The sequence below is a fragment of the Aeromicrobium sp. 9AM genome, from assembly GCF_902506105.1.
GTDB lineage: Bacteria > Actinomycetota > Actinomycetes > Propionibacteriales > Nocardioidaceae > Aeromicrobium.
This window is the reverse complement of the sequence record NZ_LR733304.1, coordinates 2,045,093-2,065,470: the sequence shown is the minus strand read 5'-3', so window position 1 is coordinate 2,065,470 and position 20,378 is coordinate 2,045,093. Positions and strand designations below refer to the sequence as shown.

The window sequence follows — 20,378 nt, the reverse complement described above, 5'->3', positions numbered from 1 at the left end:
CCCCACGGATGGTGAGCGGAATAAGCCGGCATCGGCGCTCCTTGATCACGGCATGACTTCCTCACTCTCCGCAACCACGTCCGGCACGTTCCAGATCGGCGGCGACCTGCCCGTCACCCGCCTCGGCTACGGCGCCATGCAGATCACCGGGACCGGGGTGTGGGGTGAGCCACGCGACCGCGACGAGGCGATCCGCGTGCTGCGCCGGGCGGTCGAGCTCGGCGTGACGTTCATCGACACGGCGGACTCCTACGGCCCCAACGTGTCCGAGGAGATCATCCGCGAGGCCCTCCACCCGTACGCCGATGACGTCGTCGTCGCGACGAAGGCGGGCCTCGTGCGCACCGGTCCGGGAGCGTGGATCTCGGTCGGCCGGCCCGCGTACCTCAAGCAGCAGGTCGAGCTCAGCCTCCGCCGCCTCGGTGTCGAGCGCATCGACCTGATCCAGCTGCACCGCATCGACCCGCAGGTGCCGGTGGCCGAGCAGGTCGGCGCGTTCGCGGACCTCCAGAAGCAGGGCAAGGTGCGCCACATCGGCCTGAGCGAGGTCACCGTCGACGAGCTCAAGGAGGCGCAGAAGACCGCCGAGATCGTGTCGGTCCAGAACCTCTACAACCTCGCCGACCGCCGGGCCGAGGCGCTCCTCGACCACGCCGAGGCGAAGGGCATCGGCTTCATCCCGTGGTTCCCGCTCGCGACCGGTGGCCTCGTCGAGGACGGCGGACCGCTTGCCGAGATCGCCAAGGAGCAGGGTGCGACTCCGTCGCAGCTCGCGCTCGCCTGGCTGCTCAAGCGTTCCCCGGTCGTGCTGCCGATCCCCGGCACGTCGACCGTCTCGCACCTCGAGGACAACGTCGGTGCCGCCGGCATCGAGCTGACCGACGAGCAGTTCCGCGCCCTGTCCGACGCCGTCTGACGCGGCGGGCGTCAGTCGTACGTCCTGGTCTCCAGCACGGAGTTGGGACGGAACCGCACGACGCCCCCGCGGTCGTCGGGCCTGACCAGGTCGAAGCCGCCGGTCGTGACGAGCGACCACCGCAGCGGCACCTCGGACTGACCCAGGTGGCGTCCTCCGATCGGCACGAACAGCGCCAGCGCGGCCTCGGCGCACGCGAGGTGGGTCGGCGGGAAGGTGAAGAACCCGTCGGCCGCCTCTGCCTCCGGACCGATGAACGTGACGGGCCGGGACAGGGTCTCGCCGCAGATCCCGCAGATCCGGCTCAGTGCACAGCGGATGGCGCGGCGCTTGACCACCCGGGAGTGGTCGAGCGCCCCGCCGTCGTCCTCGCACGCGAACGGCACGGGCAGCCCGCCGGCCTTCGGGCGGCCGTCGAGCAGCGTGCTCATGCCGAGGCCGCGCCCGACCACTTGCCGAGCTCCGTGCGGCGTACCGGGCGCTCGGCATCGTCGAGCCGACGACGCTTGCGGGGCGACAGCGGGGCCGGGTTGTCGCTCGTGCGCCGGTTGGGCAGTGACAGCTTCATGATCGTCCGCAGCGTCTGTCCGTACTGCTTGTGGAGCGGACCGGTCGTGTAGGGGATGTCGTACCGCTTGCAGATGTCGCGCACCTTGACGGCGATGTGGGCGTAGCGGTTGCTGGGCAGGTCGGGGAACAGGTGGTGCTCGATCTGGTAGCCGAGCTGTCCGCTCATGACGTGCAGGAGCTTGCCGCCCTCGAAGTTGGCCGAGCCGAGCATCTGGCGCAGGTACCACTCCGCGCGGGTCTCGTCCTCGAGCTCCTCCTCGGTGAAGTGCACCGCCCCGTCGGGGAAGTGGCCGCAGAAGATGATCATGTACGACCAGAAGTTGCGCATGAGGTTGGCCGTGAAGTTGGCGCTCAGCGTGCTGAAGAACGACGGACCCGTAAGCAGGGGATACATGAGGTAGTCCTTGAAGCCCTGCTTGCCGACCTTCTCGCCGATCTGCTTGAGCTGCTTCTTGAGCAGCTTGGGGTCCTTCTTGCCCTTGCGGATCGCCTCGATGTCGAGGTCGTGCAGGGCGACGCCCCACTCGAAGAACGCGGCGAGCAGGAAGTTGTAGACCGGCTGGCCCAGGTTGTAGGGCGTCCACTTCTGGTCGCGCGACATCCGCAGGATGCCGTACCCGATGTCGTTGTCGTGGCCCAGCACGTTGGTGAACTGGTGGTGGATGTAGTTGTGCGAGTGCTTCCACTGCTCGGCGGGCTGGGTGGTGTCCCACTCCCAGTTGCTGGAGTGGATCTCGGGGTCGTTCATCCAGTCCCACTGGCCGTGCATCGTGTTGTGGCCGATCTCCATGTTCTCCAGGATCTTGGCCGAGCCGAGCATCGCAGTGCCGAGGAGCCAGGCCGGCGGGAAGAAGCTCGCGAACAGCGTGATGCGGCCTGCGGCGGCCAGGCGCCGCTGGAGCGTGATGATGCGGGTGACGTAGTCACGGTCGGCCTGGCCGCGGTCGGCCTCGACCTCGGCGCGGATCTCGTCGAGCTCGCGGCCGATGGCCTCGATCTCCTCGTCGGTCAGGTGGGTGTACTCACGTACGTCTGCGAATGCCATGTGTCTCTCCTTCTGTGTGGAGGGTGGGCCGGCTAGAGGGTCAGGGTGCAGTCGCCGGCGGCGACCGAGATGCAGGTCTGGATGTACTCGTTGGGGTTGTCGTGCTCCTCGCCGCTGCGCAGGTCGCGGATGCGGCCGGAGGCCAGGGGGACGTCGCACGTGTGGCAGATGCCCATGCGGCAGCCGAACAGCATGTTGACGCCGGCCTGCTCGCCCGCCTCGAGCAATGTGGTGGCGCCGTCGACCTCGATCGAGGGCCCGCCGACGCCGAACGTCACGGTGCCGCCCGAGGCCTCGCCGCCGGCGGTGTTGAGGGTGAAGCGCTCGACGTGGATGTGCTCGTCGCGGCCGAGGCGCTTGTAGTGATCGGTGAACGCGTCGAGCATCGGGCCGGGGCCGCAGGCCCAGGTCTCGCGGTCCATCCAGTCGTGGCACACGTCGTCGAGCTGCTCCGGGGTGAGGATGCCGTCGGTGTCGGTGAACCGCTCGTACAGGGCGAAGCTCTCGTGGGTCTCGGCGAGCTGTCGCAGCTCGTCGCGGAACATCATGTCCTCGGGGTGCACCGCGGAGTAGGCCAGCACGACATCAGGCATCGAGCCACGACGGTCGAGGGTCCGGATGATCGACATGACCGGGGTGATGCCGCTGCCTCCGACGAGGAACAGGGCCTTCTCCGGTGGCGGGTCGGGCAGCACGAAGTCGCCCTGCGGCGCCGCGAGGCGCACGATCGTGCCCGGCGCGAGGCCGTTGACCAGGTGCTCGGAGAGGAATCCCTCCGGCATGGCCTTGACGGTGATGCTGACCGTGCCGTTCTCCTTGAGCGGGACCGACGACAGCGAGTACGACCGCCAGTGGAAGCGGCCGTCGAGCTCGACGCCGATGCCGATGTACTGGCCGGGGTGATGATCCCAGGACCAGCCCCATCCGGGCTTGATCACCAAGGTGGCGGCGCGCTCGGTCTCCGGGATGACCTTCTCGACCCGGCCGCGCAGCTCGCGCTGGGACCACAGCGGGTTGATCAGCTTGAGGTAGTCGTCGGGGGCCAGCGGCGTGGTGAGGGTCGCGGCGACCCTGCGCAGACGTTGCAGCGCGGGGGTTCGTTCGGTGAGTGGCTCGGGCATCGGGACTCTCCGGATCGAGGGTGTAACTCTGGGTTACATTTCTAGGGTCACACGTGTTCACTGAACCCGCAAGGGATACGGCCGTGTGATGCGCATTGCGTGCAGCCGACCATGATGGCTACATGCATCCCCTCCGTGAGCTGACCCTCGAGGACCTGCGGCGCCGCACGAGCATCAAGTGGCGGGAGCACGACCCGGATGTGCTGCCCCTGTGGGTGGCTGAGATGGACGTACGCCTCGCCGACCCCATCGCGCGTGCGGTGTCGCAAGCGGTGGCCGAGGGCGACACCGGCTATCCGCACGGCACGGCTTATGCCGAGGCCTTCGCTGCGTTCGCCGCCGAGCGGTGGTCGTGGGGCGGCGTCGACCCGAGCCGTACGTCCTTGGTCGCCGACGTCATGACGGGCATCGTCGAGGCGCTCGGCGTGGTGTCCTCGCCCGGCGATCCGGTCGTGGTCAACCCACCGGTCTACCCCCCGTTCTTCGGGTTCGTCGAGCACGCCGGCCGTGAGGTCGTCGAGGCGCCGCTCGGTGAGGGTGGCCGACTCGATCTCGACGCGCTGGAGGCTGCCTTCATCCACGCCCGTTCCGGCGGCCGCCCGGTGACGTACCTGCTGTGCAACCCGCAGAACCCGACCGCGATCGTCCACACGACCGAGGAGCTCCGTGGTGTCGCGGCCCTCGCGCAGACGTACGACGTGAGGGTCGTGGTCGACGAGATCCACGGCCCGCTGGTGGCGGACGGGTTCGTGCCCTATCTGAGCCTCGACGGGACGGGAAACGCGTTCGCCTTGGTCTCGGCGTCGAAGGCGTGGAACCTCGCCGGCATGAAGGCTGCGCTGCTCGTGGCCGGTGAGGATGCGGCTGCTGACCTCGCTCGACTGCCCGAGGTCGTGGGTCACGGGCCCAGCCACTTCGGCGTCCTGGCACACACCACGGCGTACCGCGAGGGCGGAGCATGGCTCGACGCGCTGCACACCGACCTCGCGGCCAATCGGGTCCTGCTGGCCGACCTGCTGGCGAAGCACCTGCCCGACGCCCGTTGGGGCGGCGGTCCCGGGACGTTCCTGGCCTGGATCGACTGCCGCGAGCTGGGGCTCGGCGACGACCCCGCGGCCGCCTTCCTCGAGCACGGCCGGGTCGCGGTCAACTCCGGCCTGCCGTTCCACCATGGCGAGGGGCACGTACGGCTCAACTTCGGTACGACCCCGGAGATACTCGCGGAGGCGCTGGAGCGGATGGGCCGGGTCGTCGGGAGGGCGTAGCGCTCGACGTGCCGAGGTCGGGCCGCCGTTCTAGCGTGGCTCCATGGGAGATCAACCGAAGCCTGAGCACACGCGGCCCGACGGCGTCGACGATGTCACGGTCGAGGCGCTCGGCAAGCTCAGCGAGGCACTCGAGATCATCGAGGAGGCGCGCGGCCAGCTCTACACGTTCCACCGCCGTACGGGCGAAGCCGACCTGGCGCTCGACGGGGCCGTCGACCTGTTCCGCAAGGCTGGTCATGACGAGATCGCCGACCGCCTCGACACCGAGCTCATCGGCCGCAACGTGCTGGAGGGTCGCTGGACGTTCCAGGTCATCGAGGAGTACGACGCGGGCTACTACGCCGCGTTCCGGGAGCACGAGCGCTCAGCACGCGAGGCCCTCGCGGACGGCCGCACGCACCTGTTCGAGGCGGAGATGAAGGAGGAGCGCCGTACGCACGGCCGCCGGCACCACGAGGCGACACCCGACTGAGGTGGTTACGACGCCGCGAACCGGGTACGTCGACCGGTAGCCGATGAAAGGAGTTCCTCATGGGACTGGATGACAAGCTGAGCAACGCCGCCGAGGACGCCAAGGGCAAGGCCAAGGAGGCCGTCGGCGGAGCCACAGACGACGAAGAGCTGGAGCGCCAAGGCAAGGGCGACCAGGCGAAGGCCGATCTCAAGGATGCGGCCGAGAACGTCAAGGACGCCTTCAAGCACTGAGCACCCGCTCACACAGGGAGTGCCTCGACCATCGGTCGGGGCACTCCTTCTGTGTGTCAGCGCAGGTCGTCCACGACCTGCAAGGTCCGGGCCCATGCGGCCGACGAGGGGTCGATCCCGTCGAAGTGACCTCCCGTGACCTCCACCAGCTCTGCGTCGCCGCCGGTCGCGTTGGTGCGGTCGGCGTACTCGATCGACTGGCTGATCGGCACGGTGTCGTCGTCGGCGGCGTGGACACAGCGCACCGGTACGTCGAGGGGGATCTGGGCGGTCGGATCGGCATACGCGATCTCGTCGTGGTCGCCCATGAATGCCGCTGCGGCCCCGCTACCGAGATGCACGGCGGTGTGGAAGTCGAGGACGCCCGCCTGCGAGATCGCCGCGGTCACCGGCACCGCCGGGTCTGCCCACGACGTACCGGTCAGCTTCGGCCGGCCGGCGGCCCAGACGGCGAGATGCCCGCCGGCGGAGTGCCCGAGCGTGATCACCGTCGTGGTGTCGAGGCCCGCGACGGTCGCGAGCGCGTCGATGCCGGCCGCGACGTCGTCGAGTGTCTGCGGGTAGCCGCCGCCGTTGCCGACGCGGCGGTACTCCAGGTTGTACGCCGTCCAGCCGTGCTCCACGAGTGACGCGACAAGCGGGCGGCCGAGCGCCAGGTCGTACGCGGCCCGCCAGAATCCGCCGTGGATCACGACGACGACTCCCTTGGCCGGGCCGGCGGCACGGGTCAGCTCGCCGAACTGTGAGTCATCGTCGCCGTAGCGGACGTGTTCCACGCCGGCCTCCTTCGTCGTCCCGCATCGTATGCGAGCGGTCAGGTGCACGCTCGAGGACCGATAGAATCAGGGTCCGTCGACACCCTGGGAGGAACCTTTCGTGGATGCCGACCAGCTCGACCAGGTCCTCCTGATCGGTTCCGGCGTCCTGGTGCTGGCGATTCTCGCGGTGCGCGTCTCGGTCACGGCCGGGCTCCCGTCGCTGCTCGTCTACCTGTTCCTCGGCCTGCTGCTCGGCAGCTCCGGATTCGGCATCCAGTTCGCGGATGCCGACCTCGCGCACGCGCTGGGATTCGGCGGGCTGGTGCTGATCCTCGCCGAGGGTGGTCTGACGACCAAGTGGGAGCACGTCAGACCCAACCTCGGCTACGGCCTGCTGCTGGCGACTCTCGGCTCGGTCATCAGCGTCACGGTGGTCGCCACAGGCGCGCACTTCCTGCTCGACCTCGACTGGGAGCTCTCGATCCTGCTGGCGGCGGTGCTGACACCGACGGATGCCGCGGCGGTGTTCTCGGTCCTGCGCACGGTCCCCTTGCGCCACTCGGTGACCGGCACGCTCGAGGCCGAGTCCGGCCTCAACGACGCCCCCATCGTGGTGCTGGTCGTCGCGATCAGCGCCCACGATGCGCTCGATCACGGGGTGCTGGCCCTGATCGGGCTGATCGTCTTCGAGCTCATCGCCGGCGGTCTCATCGGCTTCGCGATCGGCTGGATCGGCGCCAACGGCCTGCGCCGAGTCGCCCTGCCGGCATCCGGCCTCTATCCCCTCGTGGTGTTCGCGTTCGCAGTGCTGGCGTACGGCTCGGCCGCCTACCTGCACGCCAGCGGGTTCGCGGCGGTCTACGTCGCGGCGCTCGTGCTCGGCAATACCGAGCTCCCGCACCGCGTCGCCACGCGGTCGTTCGTCGAGGGCATCGGCTGGCTCGCCCAGATCGGCCTGTTCGTGATGCTCGGCCTGCTGGCCACGCCGGACGAGCTGCGCTGGTGGCACGTCTGGCACGGGCTCGCGGCCGGGGCGATCGTCACGTTCGTCGCGCGTCCGCTGTCGGTCTTCGCCTGCGCGGTGTGGTTCAAACGCGATCTCCGCGAGCAGCTGTTCATCGGTTGGGCCGGCCTGCGCGGCGCCGTGCCGATCGTGCTCGCCACGATCCCGCTCGCGGCCGACGTGGACGGATCGCGCGACCTGTTCAACGTGGTCTTCGTCGCGGTCGTCGTCTACACGCTGGTGCAGGCCGCTCCGCTCGCCCGGCTGGCCGCCTGGTGCGGGGTGCTCAGTGACGAGGCGCGCGACGTCGAGGTCGAGGCGGCGCCGCTCGAGCGCGTCTCGGCCGACCTGCTCCAGATCCGGGTGCCGAGCGGCTCCAAGCTCGCCGGCGTCGAGATCGGCGAGCTGCGGCTGCCGGTGGGCGCCTCGGTGTCGTTGGTGGTCCGTGACGGGGCGACGTTCGTACCGCATCGCACCGACCGGATCGCGATCCACGACGACCTGCTGATCGTCGCCGACCGAGCCGTACGCGAGCAGGCCGAGAACCGCCTGCGGGCTGTCGGCCGCCACGGCCGGCTGGCCGGCTGGGGCATCGAGGGTGGGTGAGGTCGAGGCCGCCCGCGGCCGAGCGCCGAACCCAGGTTGAGCGATCGCGGCGAAGCCGCCCGATGACGAAACCTCGTGAGTCGACCCGCTGACGTGGGGAGGGTTCCTACGGCAGGGGCGTCGTGGGGACGCAGGCCGTGATCTCGCGGTCTGACGTGATGCGGGTCGGGGCCTTCTTGCGCAGGCCCGCGTAGTCGTCGCCCACGATGACGACGACGCCGCCGTCGACCGTCACGTCGGGCTTGCGATAGGCGACCTTGTCCTTGAACTGGCTCGCCACCAGGCGTACGCGCGGATCCCTCGGGTCGTCGGTCAGGATCGCCACGCGGCTCGGCTTGGTGGCGCTCTCGTTGTTGCCGATCACGCCGCCGAGGAAGCCGTTGGTCTGCAGGTTGATCGTGACGCGGTTGGCCAGGCCCGAGCGGGTCGACGAGTTGAAGACGTTGACCGTGACGAGGTTGCTGTCGAGCTTCTCGCCCTTCTTGACCGTCTTGTTGGTGCAGGTGGGGGCCGCATCGACAGTGTCGGCGCTCGACGTCAGGAGACGGAAGCCCGTGATGCCGCCGAAGGCGAAGATGCCAGCGGCGACGACCAGCGTCAGCACCCGGTATGCGCGGCTCATGGCGTCACCTCCGTGAAAAAGCCACGATACGGAGGTGCCGTCATGAGTGCGCTGTTGCTTCGCTCGCTGCGCTCGCTCATCAGGTCGCCGACTTGTCGATCGAGTGGACGCGGGCATGCAGCATGTTGCGCTGCTGGAGGGCGGCGCGCAGCGCGCGGTGCAGGCCATCCTCGAGGAACAGCTCGCCCCGCCAGCTCACGACGTGGGCGAACAGGTCGCCGAAGTAGGTCGAGTCGTCATCCAGCAGGTGCTCGAGGTCGAGCTGGGTCTTGGTGGTCGTCAGATCGTCGAGCCGCACCTGCGAAGGCGAGATCTCGGCCCACGTGCTCTGAGTCAGCCCGTGGTCCGGATAGGGGCGTCCCTCGCTCACCCTCCTGAAGATCACCCGGTCAGTGTAGACAGGCTGCCCGATGGCCGGAGGTAGCGTATGGCCATGACGACCGACGACGACGCTCAGACGGCCGCCGCAGAGGCTGCGAAGGCGGCTCAGGAGGCCCAGGCCGAGGCGGACGCGGCGCAGAAGAAGGCCGACGAGCTCGCGGCCGCAGCGCGCGAGGCTGTGGCGAGCGAGGCCGAGGCCGAGGAGCCCAAGGCGAGTCCCGCAGCCAGCGAGATCGTCGAGATCATCAAGGCCGGCTACGCCTTCGAGGGCACCGCGATCGAGATGGGCGCCCTGGTCGACGGCACCCCAGTCCCCGAGGCCCAGGTATGCATACCGCTCGCCATGCTCAACCGGCACGGACTCGTCGCTGGCGCCACCGGCACGGGCAAGACCAAGACGCTGCAGGTGCTCGCCGAGCAGATCGCCGCCAACGGCGTACCGGTGTTCGCGGCCGACATCAAGGGTGACCTGTCCGGCATCGCGACGCCCGGAACGTCGAACGACAAGCTGCTCGAACGGACCAGGAGCATCGGCCAGGACTGGCAGTCCGTCGCCACCCCGACGGAGTACTTCGCCCTCGGCGGCATCGGCATGGGCCTGCCCGTGCGCGCCACGATCGACGGGTTCGGCCCGACCCTGCTGTCGAAGGTGCTGGGCCTCAACGCCACCCAGGAGTCGTCCCTGGGACTGGTGTTCCACTACGCCCGCAACGCCTCGCTGCCGCTGGTCGACCTCAACGACCTGCGCGACGTCCTGACGCACCTCACGGGCGACGAGGGCAAGGCCGAGCTCAAGAACCTCGGGGGCCTGTCCGCCGCCACGGTCGGCGTGATCCTCCGCGAGCTGATCGCATTCGCCGACGAGGGCGCCGACCAGTTCTTCGGCCAGCCGGAGATCGTCGTGTCCGACTTCCTGCGCACGGCGCCCGACGGCCGCGGCATCGTGTCGCTCCTCGAGGTGCCCGGGGTGCAGGACAAGCCGGCGCTGTTCTCGACGTTCCTCATGTATCTGCTCAAGCAGCTGTTCACCGAGCTGCCCGAGGTCGGCGACGCCGACAAGCCCAGGCTGGTCTTCTTCTTCGACGAGGCGCACCTGCTGTTCGCCGATGCGTCGGACGACTTCCTGGAGACGATCACGCAGACCGTACGCCTGATCCGGTCCAAGGGCGTCGGCATCTTCTTCGTCACGCAGACCCCCAAGGACGTACCCAGCGACGTGTTGGCGCAGCTGGGATCGCGGGTGCAGCACCAGCTGCGGGCGCACACCCCCGATGCCGCGAAGGCGCTCAAGGCGACCGTCTCGACGTATCCGAACACGACGTACGACCTCGAGGAGGTCTTGACGTCCCTCGGCATCGGTGAGGCGATCGTGACCGTGATGAGCGACAAGGGTGCGCCGACTCCCGTCGCGTGGACGCGGCTCAGGGCGCCACAGGGTTCGATGGACCCGACGCCGGCCGACCAGATTCAGGCCGCCGTCACGGCATCACCCCTGCTGGCCAAGTACGGCACGGCAGTCAATCCTCAGTCGGCCAGCGAGATTCTCGGCGCGAAGGCTGACGCGGAGGTGGCCGCCTCGGCGGAGGAGACCAGCAAGCAGTGGGAGCAGAAGGAGGCCGAGCGCCTTCAGAAGGAGGCCGATCGCCTGGCGAGGCAGAAGGCTCCGAGCAGGCCCAGATCGCGGCGGATGTCGCCCGTGGATCGCGCCGTGGGCGAGGCGAGCCGCACGTTGGCCCGCGAGCTCATCAAGAACTTGTTCAAAAAACGTCGGTGATCGACGGTAGTCTCAGGGAAGAAATCAGGGTTGTCTCTGGTTGCCACAGGTGACAGCAGACATACAGAGTGAATAAACGAAGGCGCACCTGGGCGCCTTCTGCCGGGCTCAGGCCGGGCAAAGAGGTGCAGGAGGCGTGATGACGCAGTCGTCACAGCAGACAGGGCGTACCGAAGTCGTGCGCCGATCTGGTCTGCCCCTCGGCCTCAAGCGCGGCGCGATCGAGCTGACGTTCCTTGCGATCCTCTACGTCGGCTACAGCGCCTCGCGACTGCTTGCCTCCAACGACTTTGCCCCGGCCCGCGGCCGTGCGCTCGACGTGCTCGCGTTCGAGAAGTCGTGGCGCATCGACGCCGAGTCGTGGCTCAACGACAAGTTCGTGCAATATGACTGGCTCGGCCTGTTCGGCAGCTACTGGTACGCCACGACGCACTACATCGTCACCGCCGTGGTCCTGATCTGGATCTACCGCCGCAGCGCCTCGGAATACGTCACGGCTCGCCGTGCTCTGGTGTTCGCGACGATCATGGGCCTGTCGTTCTACCTCGTGATGCCGACAGCGCCGCCGCGCATGATCAGCGGCATGTACGTCGACGTGCTCAGCCTGCACTCGGCGGCCGGTTGGTGGAGCACCGACGCATCGGCGCCCAAGGGACTCGGCGGCATGACCAACGAGCTCGCGGCATTCCCCTCGCTGCACGCCGGCTGGGCGTTGTGGGTCGCGATCGTGCTGATCCGCGCCAACGTCCACAAGATCATCCAGGCCCTCGGGCTGGCCTACGCCGGCATCATGACGATCGTGATCGTCGGCACCGGCAACCACTGGGTCCTCGACGCGATCGTCGGCTGGATCGTCGTCCTCGCTGCCTTCGGTGGCGTCATCGCATGGGAGAGACGAAGTCCGGTCGTCGCCCACGAGGACGCACACATCCCGGTCTGACACAGTCGACCCTGTGAACTCTGTCCTCCACCAGTCCTCGCACGGAGTCAGGTTCGACTGGGGTGCGACGGGCGGCCGGGCGATCGCCGATGGAGCTGACGTCGCGGTCGTGGTCGACGTGCTGTCGTTCTCGACCTCACTCAGCGTCGCCGCTGACCTCGGCATCGTCGTGCTGGCCTATCCCTGGGAGGCCGAGGACGCGCCGACCTACGCCGCACAGCATCGCGCGACGCTGGCGGTGGGTCGCAGCGTCGCGCAGCCGGGGGAGGTGAGCCTCTCGCCGGCCAGCATACGAGCGGCCGCACCCATGGAGCGGCTCGTGCTGCCGTCGCCCAACGGCTCGGCCATCTCGGTCGACCTGGCGTCGGCCGTCACTACGGTCGTGGGGGCGTCGTTGCGCAACGCCGCCGCGGTCGCTGACTGGATCGCCCGCGAGCACGACGCCGAGTCGGCGTCGATCGCGGTGGTCGCTGCCGGCGAACGGTGGCCCGACGGCTCCTTGCGCCCGGCCGTCGAGGACCTGTGGGGCGCCGGTGCGGTCCTCGCCGCGCTCGAGGACCACGACTGGCCAGGCCTGTCGCCCGAGGCGGCGCAGGCGGCCGACGCCTACCGGTTGATCGCGGGTCGCGAGGAGTCGCACCTGATGGCCTGCGCCGGCGGGCAGGAGCTGGTCGGCGCGGGCTTCGCCGCCGACGTCGCGGTGGCCGCCGAGGTCGGCTCGAGCCGCACGGTCCCGCTGCTGAGCGACCGCGGCTTCATCGCCGCCCCCTGACGGCGTCTGCTCTGGGCTGATCCGCCTGCAGCAGCAAACCTTTTGCCGGGTCTCGCGGGTCCGCACGATGGTCACATGGCTGACAACGACAAGACCACTCTCTTCTCCGGACAGATGCGGCAACAGCTGCTGCACCGACGCGTCCTTGTGCTCGATGGGGCCCTCGACGACGACAACGGCACGCTCCTGGCGACCCAGCTGCTCTCGCTGGCGGCTGAGGACCCGGTCGCGGATGCGGTGCTCTGGATCCACTCGCCGGGCGGCTCCGTGCCGTCGATGCTCGCGATCCGCGACGTCATGAAGCTGGTGCCGTGCGACGTCGCGACCCTGGCGCTGGGCCTCGCGTGCAGCGCCGGACAGTTCCTGCTGTCGTCAGGGACGAAGGGCAAGCGATACGCCCTGCCGCACTCGCGGATCCTCATGCACCAGGGGTCGGCCGGCATCGGTGGATCCGCGGTCGACGTCGAGCTGCAGGCCGAGGACCTGCGCTACACCCGCGACACGGTGCTCGGGATCATCGCCGAGGACACCGGGCAACCGGTCGAGCGGATCTTCGAGGACTCCCTGCGCGACCGGTGGTACACCGCCCAGGAGGCTGTCGACTACGGCTTCGTCGACGCCATCGTCGACAACTTCGAGCAGGTCATGCCGACCCGGAAGCACCTCGCGATGGGGGTCAACGCATGAGCAGCTACACGATCCCCAACGTCATCGCGCAGCACCCGCGGGGTGAGCGGGTCATGGACGTCTACTCGCACCTGCTCGCGGAGCGCATCATCTACCTCGGCACCGGCATCGACTCGGGCGTCGCCAATGCTTTGATCGCCCAGCTGCTGCACCTCGAGGCGGACGGCCCCGGCCAGGAGATCAACCTCTACATCAACTGCGAGGGCGGCGACGAGACCGCGATGCTGGCGATCTACGACACGATGCAGTTCATCCAGGCTCCGGTGGCCACGACCTGCGTCGGTCAGGCCATCGCCGCCGGCGCCGTGCTGCTCGCCGCCGGTGAGCCCGGGCGCCGCTCGGTGCTGCCGCACAGCAGGGTCGTCCTCCACCAGCCTGCGGTCCAGGGCCGCGGCGCGATCCCCGACCTCATCCTGCAAGCCGACGAGGTCGTCCGCATCCGCGCCGCGATCGAGTCGATCCTGTCGAGCCACACGGGCCAGACAGTCGAGGCGCTGCGTGCCGACACAGACCGCGATCGCGTGTTCGCCGCTGAGGCGGCCATCGCGTACGGGCTGGCCGACGAGGTGCTGCAACGGCGTACGGCTGTGGCGGCCTAGGTGTACCCGGTCAGGACGTTGGTAGCGGGAATGGCTTGACGTGAACGAGAACCTCCGGGTGGGGTGTGGCTTGTCGAAGGCCCACATCCACCACGGAGGTTCTCGTGTCCCACGGTAATGCGGTGCGAGCATTACCGTGGGACACGAGAACCTCCGTGGTGGATGTGGGCCTTCGACAAGCCACACCCCACCCGGAGGTTCTCGTTCACGTCAAGCCATTCCCGCTACCAACGTCCTGACCGGGTACACCTAGGCAGCCGGGTCCGACGCCCGGTGGGTCCACCCACCTACACTCGACGGGTGATTCGATTCGACAAGGTCACCAAGACCTACCCCGGCCAGAAGCGCGCTGCGCTCGACGCCGTCGACCTGGAGATCGAGAAGGGCGAGTTCGTCTTCCTTGTCGGCTCCTCCGGTTCGGGCAAGTCGACGTTCCTGCGCCTGATCCTCCGCGAGGCCCGCCCCACGACCGGGCGCGTCTACGTCGCAGGCAAGGAGATCAACAAGCTGTCGAGCTGGAAGGTGCCCAAGCTGCGCCGCCAGGTCGGCACGGTGTTCCAGGACTTCCGCCTGCTGCCCAACAAGACCGTGACCGAGAACGTCGCGTTCGCGCTGCAGGTCATCGGCAAGTCGCGCAGCGAGATCAACAAGCTCGTCCCCGAGACGCTCGAGATGGTCGGCCTCGAGGGCAAGGGGCACCGCATGCCCGACGAGCTGTCGGGTGGCGAGCAGCAGCGCGTCGCCGTGGCTCGCGCGTTCGTCAACCGGCCGATGATCCTCATCGCCGACGAGCCGACCGGAAACCTCGACCCCGCCACCAGCGTCGGCATCATGAAGCTGCTCGACCGGATCAACCGCACCGACACCACCGTGGTCATGGCCACGCACGACTCGTCGATCGTCGACCAGATGCGCAAGCGCGTCATCGAGCTCGACAACGGACTCATCGTCCGTGACGAGGCCCGCGGCATCTACGGTTACCAGAACTAGGAGACGTCGATGCGAAGCACCTTGAGTGAGCTGCGCCAAAGCCTGTCCCGCAACAAGTCCATGACGATCTCGTTGGTCGTCACGATGACCGTCTCGCTGCTGCTGGTGGCGTTGGGTCTGCTGATCCAGCAGCAGGCCGACCGCACGGAGAAGTACTTCGGCTCCAAGCTCCAGCTGCAGGTCAACCTGTGCACCAAGAACTCGCCGAGCTCCAACTGCATCGGCGGTGTCGCCACGGATGACCAGAAGAAGGCCGTGCAGCAGGCCTTGCGGGAGAACCCCGAGGTCAAGTCGTTCGACGTACGCACGCCCAACGACAACTACGAGCGGGCGCGCGCGCTCCTCGGCCAGTCCGACACCGGCCGCAAGCAGCTCGAGACCCTCGGCCCCGAGTCGTTCCCCGAGTCGTACTTCGTGACCCTCAAGGACGCCGACAAGTACGACGGTGTCGTCAGCCAGGTCTCGGGCATGGACGGTGTCGGCAACGTCAACTCGCTCAAGAAGCTCCTCGGCCCGTTGTTCGACTTCCTCAACAACATGAAGTGGGCATCGATCGGTGTCGCCCTCCTGCTGATCGTCGCGGCGATCCTGCAGGTCTCCAACACCGTCCGCATGACGGCGTACGCCCGACGGCGCGAGATCGGCATCATGCGGCTCGTCGGCGCATCGAGCTGGCACATCCAGCTGCCGTTCGTCCTCGAGTCGCTGATCGCGGCGCTGCTCTCGGCCATGTTGGCAGCTGCCGGGCTCGCCGCCTTCATGTACTTCGTCGTCTACCAGTACCTGCGGCACACCCTGGGGTCGCTCACGACGTGGGTCGGCTGGCACGAAGCAGTGATCGTCGTCGGATGGACGACGGCGCTCGCCATGGTGCTGGCCCTGATCCCGACCCTCGTGATGACGCGCAAGTACCTCGACGTCTAGCCACTCCCGGGAGGCGAAATGCTTCTTGGTGTGACTCATGTGACGTAAGGTGCGGAAGAGACAACCGACGCGCCCTCCCTCGGGAGGCTCTTCCCCGAGGTCGAGTTCATGTTTTCCACCACCCGCAAGGCCGCCATGGCGGTGCTGTTGATGGCATCGCTGATCGCCGCATTGGCGACCCCGTCGTTCGCCGACAAGAAGGACGACCTCGAGAAGCAGAAGAAGGGTGTCAGCGGCAAGATCGGCGACGCCAAGAAGGATCTCGAGCTCTCGACCAAGAAGTATGCCAACGCCGTCGCGGCCCTCAAGCTCGCCCAGGGCAAGCTCGACGCCGCGCAGTCGAAGCTCAGCAACACCCGCGGTGCCCTCGCGACGGCCAAGGCCCGCGACACCGAGATGCAGGCCAAGCTCACCTCGACCGAGGCCGAGCTCGACGCCGCTGTCGCGCGGCTCAGCAAGGGCAAGACCGAGCTGCGCAGCTCGGAGTCCAAGGTCGAGCAGTTCGCGGTGCAGAACATCGAGCAGGGCGACCCCGGCATGCGGGCGTTCAGCAGCCTCCTGCAGGGCGAGGACCCCAACCAGTTCTCCGAGCAGATGAGCCTCAACGACGCGGTCAGCGACGACCAGCTCGCGACGATGCAGACCCTCGCGGCCACGCGCGTGATCCTCGAGGTCAACCGCGACCGGGTGACCAAGCTGCGCGACCAGGTCAAGGCGCAGCGCGAAGCCGCCGCCGCCAACCTCGTACGCAAGCAGAACCTCGAAGCGGCAGCCGAGTCCCAGAGGGCCCAGGTGGCGCAGCTCGTCACCGCGCGACGGGGCGCCCGCAGCACCGCTGCCAGACTGCGTGCCGAGGACAAGAAGCAGCTCGCCTCGCTGGAGTCCGAGCGCAACAGCCTCGAGGCCCGCATCCGCGCCCTCACCCCCAAGCAGGTCAAGGACGCCGGCGGTGACGGCGGCGGCACGCTGTCGTACCCCGTCAGCGGATACCCGATCACCTCGCCGTACGGGATGCGCTTTCACCCCGTGCTGCACGTCTGGAAGCTCCACGACGGCACCGACTTCGGCGCCCCCTGCGGGACGACGGTGCGCGCAGCTGCCGGTGGCACGGTCCTGCAGACGTACTACAACGGGGGCTACGGCAACCGGATCATCCTCAACAACGGCCGGATGCGCGGCAAGGGCGTCGTCACGACGTACAACCACCTGACCCGCTGGATCGTCAGCCCCGGTCAGCACGTCAAGCGCGGCCAGACGATCGGCTACTCCGGCACGACCGGCTACTCGACCGGCTGCCACCTGCACTTCATGGTGCTCGTCAACGGCTCGACCGTGAACCCCATGGGCTGGCTGTAGGAGCGCATGCCGGTCGTCGAGTCGAGCGTCGTCGTGGCGGTCGACCACGCCACCGCGTTCGCCGTGTCGCAGACGACCGGTGAGACCCGGCTGCGGTGGGACCCGTTCATCCACGAGCAGCACCTGCTCGACGGTGCGACGACGCCTGCGAAGGGCGTACGGACCGCGACGCGGCACCGCCTGAAGGTGTTGCGGATGACCAGCGAGTACGTGTCGTTCAACCCGCCGACCAACGTCGGCATGAAGATGCTCGACGGGCCGTGGTTCTTCGAGTCGTTCGCCGGCGGATGGCGGTTCGCGCCCGAACCGGGTGGCGGGACGCGCGCCACGTGGCGCTACAACATCCGCTGCAGGCCGAGGTGGCTGGCCCCGATCGCCGAACGCATCGGGGCGCGGGTGCTGCAACGCGACATCGACCGGCGCATCGCCGGATTCGCTCGCGGATGTGCCGATCCGGTGGTGCTGGCGGCCGTACGCGCCTGAACGTCGTACCGGGGTGTCACAATGGTGGGGTGGCCAAGGAAACCGGGCGCAAGCTCGTTGCGCAGAACAAGAAGGCGCGCCACGACTTCCACATCGAAGACACGTTTGAGGCCGGACTGGTCCTCAGCGGCACCGAGGTGAAGTCGTTGCGTGCCGGTCGCGCATCCCTCGTCGACGGGTTCGGCGAGATCGAGCGCGGCGAGGCATGGCTGCTGCACGTCCACATCCCGGAGTACACGCAGGGCACCTGGACCAATCACGAGACCCGCCGGCGGCGCAAGATGCTGCTCAACCGGCAGGAGATCGACCGCATCGAGCGGCGTACGTCCGAGAAGGGCTTGACGATCGTCCCGCTGTCGCTCTACTTCAAGGATGGTCGCGCCAAGGTCGAGATCGCGCTGGCCAAGGGCAAGAAGACGTACGACAAGCGGCACGCCATCGCCGAGCGCGACGCGACCCGCGAGGCAGAACGGGATCTCGGGCGTCGGCTCAAGGGCATGTAGCGGTGGCTTGGGAGGATGCCGACCTGCCGGCGTACGCCGCGAGGCTTGGCATCCCCGGAATCGTCGACGTCCACACGCACTTCATGCCGCCGGCGATTCTCGCCAAGGTGTGGGCCTACTTCGACTCGGCCGGACCCTTGCTCGGGCGGCCGTGGCCGGTGACCTATCGGGGCAGCGACGACCAACGCGTCGAGCAGCTGCGGGCGATCGGCGTCAAGAAGTTCTCGGCGCTGTCGTACGCCCACAAGCCCGGCATCGCCGGGTTCATGAACGACTGGACGACCGAGTTTGCGGCTCGTACGCCCGACGCGCTGCGCTCGGCGACGTTCTATCCCGAGCCCGAGGCAGCGACGTACGTGCCCAAGCTCATCGCGGACGGGGTCGAGGTGTTCAAGGCGCACGTGCAGGTCGGTGACTTCGCGCCGAACGACCCTCTGCTCGAACCGGTGTGGAGCGCGCTCGCCGAGAGCGGGACGCCGATCGTCCTGCATGCCGGGTCCGGACCGGCGCCCGGCACGCACACCGGCCCCAGTCCGGTTGCCGACGTCATGTCGAGGCATCCGAGCCTTGCGCTGATCATCGCGCACCTCGGCATGCCGGAGATCTCGGAATTCCTCGACCTTGCAGAGAGTTACCCGAACATGCGACTCGACACCACGATGGCATTCGTCGACTTCTGGGGGCTGCCGATCCCCGACGGCGTCGTGCCCCGCCTCGCGGCGCTGCAGGACAAGATCCTGTTCGGCACGGACTTCCCCAACATCCCGTACGCCTATGCGCACCAGGTCGAGGTGCTGGAGCGGCTCGACCTCGGTGACGACTGGATGAAGGACGTGCTGTGGCACAACGGCGCGAAGCTGTTCGGGGTTGCCGCATGACCGAGCGCCAGCGAGGGAATCATGTGGCAGCAGTCATGCCGTCGCCTGCGTATCGTGAGCTTCTTTTGCGGGTGGCGGCATGAGACTGGCGAGCGCGCAGGGCAAGTGGCTGCTGGCCGCGATGATCCTCGGCTCCGGCATGGCGTTCCTCGACGGCTCGATCGTCGGCCTCGCGCTGCCGGCGATCACGCGCGACCTCGGCGGTGGCCTGCCGGGCCAGCAGTGGACGGTCAACGCCTACACGCTCACCCTCGCTGCGCTGATCCTCGTGGGCGGGTCGCTCGGCGACCAGCTTGGTCGCCGCAAGGTGTTCGTCGTGGGGGTCACCTGGTTCGCGATGGCGTCGGTGCTGTGCGCCGTGGCCCCGACGATCGAGGTGCTCGTCGCTGCTCGCGGGCTGCAGGGCATAGGCGCCGCGCTGCTGACGCCGGGCAGCCTGGCGATCATCTCGGCGTCGTTCGTGCCGGAGGACCGCGGCCCGGCGATCGGCGTGTGGTCCGGCCTCGCGGGCGTGACGACGGCGATCGGGCCGCTGGTCGGCGGCTGGCTGGTCGACATGGTCGGCTGGCGGTCGATCTTCTGGATCAACGTGCCGCTCGCCGCGGTGGTCGTCTGGCTGTCGATCAAGCACGTGCCGGAGACGACCGGCGAGCAGAAGAAGCTCGATCTCGGCGGAGCGGCGCTGACGGCGGCCGGCCTGGCTTTCCTGACGTACGGGCTGGTTGAGAAGTCGTGGATGTGGTCGGTCGGCGGGCTCGTCGTGCTGGCGGCGTTCGTCGTTCACCAGAAGCTGACGCCGCACGCGCTGGTGCCGCTCGAACTGTTCGCGAACCGGGTGTTCACCGCCGCCAACATCTGCACGTTCGCGATCTATGGCGCCTTGGCCGCGTCGGGCTTCCTGCTCGTGCTCGAGCTGCAGTATGTCGCCGGGTTCTCGCCGCTCGAGGCGGGTCTGTCGACGATCCCGGCAACGATCCTGATGCTTCTGTTCTCGTCCAAGGCCGGTGCGCTCGCCACCCGGATCGGCCCTCGCTGGCCGATGACGTTCGGACCTGTCGTGTCGGCCGGCGGGTTGCTCCTCTGGCTCATGGTCGACGAGCACACCAACTTCTGGATCGACGTGCTGCCGGGTGCGATCGTGTTCGGCCTCGGCCTGGTGCTGCTTGTCGCTCCGCTGACGACGGCCGTGCTGGCGGCAGCGCCCGACATGCAGAGCGGCATCGCGTCGGGCATCAACAACGCCGTGGCTCGCACGGCCTCGCTCCTGGCTGTCGCCGCGATCCCGCCGATCGCGGGGATCGCCGGCAAGGACTTCGCTGACCCGGATGTGTTCGACCCGGGCTTCCGCATGGGCACGCTGATCTGCGTCGGCATGCTGCTGGTGGCGGGCGCCTGCGCGGCGGCCCTGATCCACGGCAAGGCCGTCACCCCAGAAGCCCTGCTCGCCGAGGACTGACGAGCCTTGGAACAGCCGATG

The 20,378-nt window shown here is 68.4% G+C and carries 23 protein-coding genes; 17 read left to right on the top strand and 6 right to left on the bottom strand.

Translation table 11 applies throughout. From position 1 onward, the window contains the following. Positions 1 to 52: 52 nt before the first annotated feature. Positions 53 to 916, top strand: coding sequence for an aldo/keto reductase (locus tag BOSE46_RS16645; protein ID WP_159541296.1), 864 nt, complete (start codon positions 53 to 55; stop codon positions 914 to 916). Positions 917 to 927: 11 nt separating this feature from the next. Here BOSE46_RS16645 and BOSE46_RS16640 read toward each other — a convergent pair whose 3' ends face one another. From BOSE46_RS16640 to BOSE46_RS16630, 3 genes are read right to left on the bottom strand one after another with little or no spacing between them, the layout of a single operon-like run. After that, the gene (locus tag BOSE46_RS16640) at positions 928 to 1,347 is read right to left on the bottom strand and encodes a hypothetical protein (RefSeq protein ID WP_159541295.1); all 420 of its coding nucleotides are present in this window, start codon (positions 1,345 to 1,347) and stop codon (positions 928 to 930) included. Beyond that, on the bottom strand, positions 1,344 to 2,531 hold the full coding sequence (locus BOSE46_RS16635; RefSeq protein ID WP_159541294.1) for an acyl-CoA desaturase: 1,188 nt from the start codon (positions 2,529 to 2,531) through the stop codon (positions 1,344 to 1,346). The genes BOSE46_RS16640 and BOSE46_RS16635 overlap by 4 nt, the downstream gene beginning before the upstream one ends. A gap of 32 nt (positions 2,532 to 2,563) precedes the next feature. Continuing rightward, on the bottom strand, positions 2,564 to 3,652 hold the full coding sequence (locus tag BOSE46_RS16630) for a ferredoxin reductase (protein ID WP_159541293.1): 1,089 nt from the start codon (positions 3,650 to 3,652) through the stop codon (positions 2,564 to 2,566). A gap of 122 nt (positions 3,653 to 3,774) precedes the next feature. Between BOSE46_RS16630 and BOSE46_RS16625 the strand changes: the two genes are divergently transcribed. The 3 genes from BOSE46_RS16625 to BOSE46_RS16615 are packed head-to-tail and all read left to right on the top strand — an operon-like array spanning position 3,775 to position 5,625. Continuing rightward, complete coding sequence (locus BOSE46_RS16625; protein WP_159541292.1) at positions 3,775 to 4,917, top strand: MalY/PatB family protein; 1,143 nt, start codon at positions 3,775 to 3,777, stop codon at positions 4,915 to 4,917. A 43-nt stretch (positions 4,918 to 4,960) separates the two neighbouring features. After that, positions 4,961 to 5,392, top strand: coding sequence for a hypothetical protein (locus tag BOSE46_RS16620; RefSeq protein ID WP_159541291.1), 432 nt, complete (start codon positions 4,961 to 4,963; stop codon positions 5,390 to 5,392). Between the two features lie 59 nt (positions 5,393 to 5,451). Next, the gene (locus tag BOSE46_RS16615; protein WP_159541290.1) at positions 5,452 to 5,625 is read left to right on the top strand and encodes a CsbD family protein; all 174 of its coding nucleotides are present in this window, start codon (positions 5,452 to 5,454) and stop codon (positions 5,623 to 5,625) included. A 56-nt stretch (positions 5,626 to 5,681) separates the two neighbouring features. Here the strand turns inward: BOSE46_RS16615 and BOSE46_RS16610 are convergent, their stop codons facing one another. Beyond that, a complete protein-coding gene (locus BOSE46_RS16610; protein WP_159541289.1) occupies positions 5,682 to 6,401 on the bottom strand; it encodes a S9 family peptidase in 720 nt (239 codons plus the stop codon). A 100-nt stretch (positions 6,402 to 6,501) separates the two neighbouring features. Between BOSE46_RS16610 and BOSE46_RS16605 the strand changes: the two genes are divergently transcribed. Further along, positions 6,502 to 7,992, top strand: a complete 1,491-nt coding sequence (locus tag BOSE46_RS16605) for a potassium/proton antiporter (protein WP_159541288.1) — start codon at positions 6,502 to 6,504, stop codon at positions 7,990 to 7,992. 106 nt (positions 7,993 to 8,098) lie between these two features. Here BOSE46_RS16605 and BOSE46_RS16600 read toward each other — a convergent pair whose 3' ends face one another. Further along, positions 8,099 to 8,614 (bottom strand): LytR C-terminal domain-containing protein, encoded by a 516-nt coding sequence (locus tag BOSE46_RS16600; protein ID WP_159541287.1) that lies wholly within the window; start codon positions 8,612 to 8,614, stop codon positions 8,099 to 8,101. A gap of 79 nt (positions 8,615 to 8,693) precedes the next feature. Then, positions 8,694 to 8,999, bottom strand: coding sequence for a type II toxin-antitoxin system VapB family antitoxin (locus BOSE46_RS16595; RefSeq protein ID WP_159541286.1), 306 nt, complete (start codon positions 8,997 to 8,999; stop codon positions 8,694 to 8,696). 48 nt (positions 9,000 to 9,047) lie between these two features. On the opposite strand from BOSE46_RS16595, the gene BOSE46_RS16590 reads away from it, so the two are divergent. From BOSE46_RS16590 to BOSE46_RS16535, 12 genes are all read left to right on the top strand, one after another. Then, positions 9,048 to 10,769: a helicase HerA-like domain-containing protein gene (locus tag BOSE46_RS16590; RefSeq protein WP_159541285.1), complete on the top strand. Its 1,722-nt coding sequence runs from the start codon at positions 9,048 to 9,050 to the stop codon at positions 10,767 to 10,769. A 139-nt stretch (positions 10,770 to 10,908) separates the two neighbouring features. Then, positions 10,909 to 11,709 (top strand): phosphatase PAP2 family protein, encoded by an 801-nt coding sequence (locus BOSE46_RS16585; RefSeq protein WP_159541284.1) that lies wholly within the window; start codon positions 10,909 to 10,911, stop codon positions 11,707 to 11,709. A gap of 13 nt (positions 11,710 to 11,722) precedes the next feature. Further along, complete coding sequence (locus BOSE46_RS16580; protein WP_159541283.1) at positions 11,723 to 12,481, top strand: 2-phosphosulfolactate phosphatase; 759 nt, start codon at positions 11,723 to 11,725, stop codon at positions 12,479 to 12,481. A gap of 75 nt (positions 12,482 to 12,556) precedes the next feature. After that, positions 12,557 to 13,168 carry a ClpP family protease gene (locus BOSE46_RS16575; protein WP_159541282.1) on the top strand — a complete coding sequence of 204 codons (612 nt, stop codon included), beginning with the start codon at positions 12,557 to 12,559 and terminating at the stop codon, positions 13,166 to 13,168. Continuing rightward, on the top strand, positions 13,165 to 13,767 hold the full coding sequence (locus BOSE46_RS16570; protein ID WP_159541281.1) for a ClpP family protease: 603 nt from the start codon (positions 13,165 to 13,167) through the stop codon (positions 13,765 to 13,767). The genes BOSE46_RS16575 and BOSE46_RS16570 overlap by 4 nt, the downstream gene beginning before the upstream one ends. Positions 13,768 to 14,067: 300 nt before the next feature. Continuing rightward, on the top strand, positions 14,068 to 14,757 hold the full coding sequence (ftsE, locus tag BOSE46_RS16565) for a cell division ATP-binding protein FtsE (protein WP_159541280.1): 690 nt from the start codon (positions 14,068 to 14,070) through the stop codon (positions 14,755 to 14,757). 9 nt (positions 14,758 to 14,766) lie between these two features. After that, positions 14,767 to 15,681 (top strand): permease-like cell division protein FtsX, encoded by a 915-nt coding sequence (gene ftsX / locus BOSE46_RS16560; protein ID WP_159541279.1) that lies wholly within the window; start codon positions 14,767 to 14,769, stop codon positions 15,679 to 15,681. Positions 15,682 to 15,789: 108 nt separating this feature from the next. Next, a complete protein-coding gene (locus tag BOSE46_RS16555; protein WP_159541278.1) occupies positions 15,790 to 17,037 on the top strand; it encodes a M23 family metallopeptidase in 1,248 nt (415 codons plus the stop codon). 6 nt (positions 17,038 to 17,043) lie between these two features. Next, a complete protein-coding gene (locus BOSE46_RS16550) occupies positions 17,044 to 17,520 on the top strand; it encodes an SRPBCC family protein (protein ID WP_159541277.1) in 477 nt (158 codons plus the stop codon). A 29-nt stretch (positions 17,521 to 17,549) separates the two neighbouring features. Then, entirely contained in the window at positions 17,550 to 18,023 is a 474-nt protein-coding gene (smpB, locus tag BOSE46_RS16545; RefSeq protein WP_159541276.1) for an SsrA-binding protein SmpB, read from the top strand. A 2-nt stretch (positions 18,024 to 18,025) separates the two neighbouring features. After that, the gene (locus BOSE46_RS16540) at positions 18,026 to 18,901 is read left to right on the top strand and encodes an amidohydrolase family protein (RefSeq protein ID WP_159541275.1); all 876 of its coding nucleotides are present in this window, start codon (positions 18,026 to 18,028) and stop codon (positions 18,899 to 18,901) included. A gap of 79 nt (positions 18,902 to 18,980) precedes the next feature. Continuing rightward, a complete protein-coding gene (locus BOSE46_RS16535) occupies positions 18,981 to 20,357 on the top strand; it encodes an MFS transporter (protein WP_159541274.1) in 1,377 nt (458 codons plus the stop codon). Positions 20,358 to 20,378: the final 21 nt, after the last annotated feature.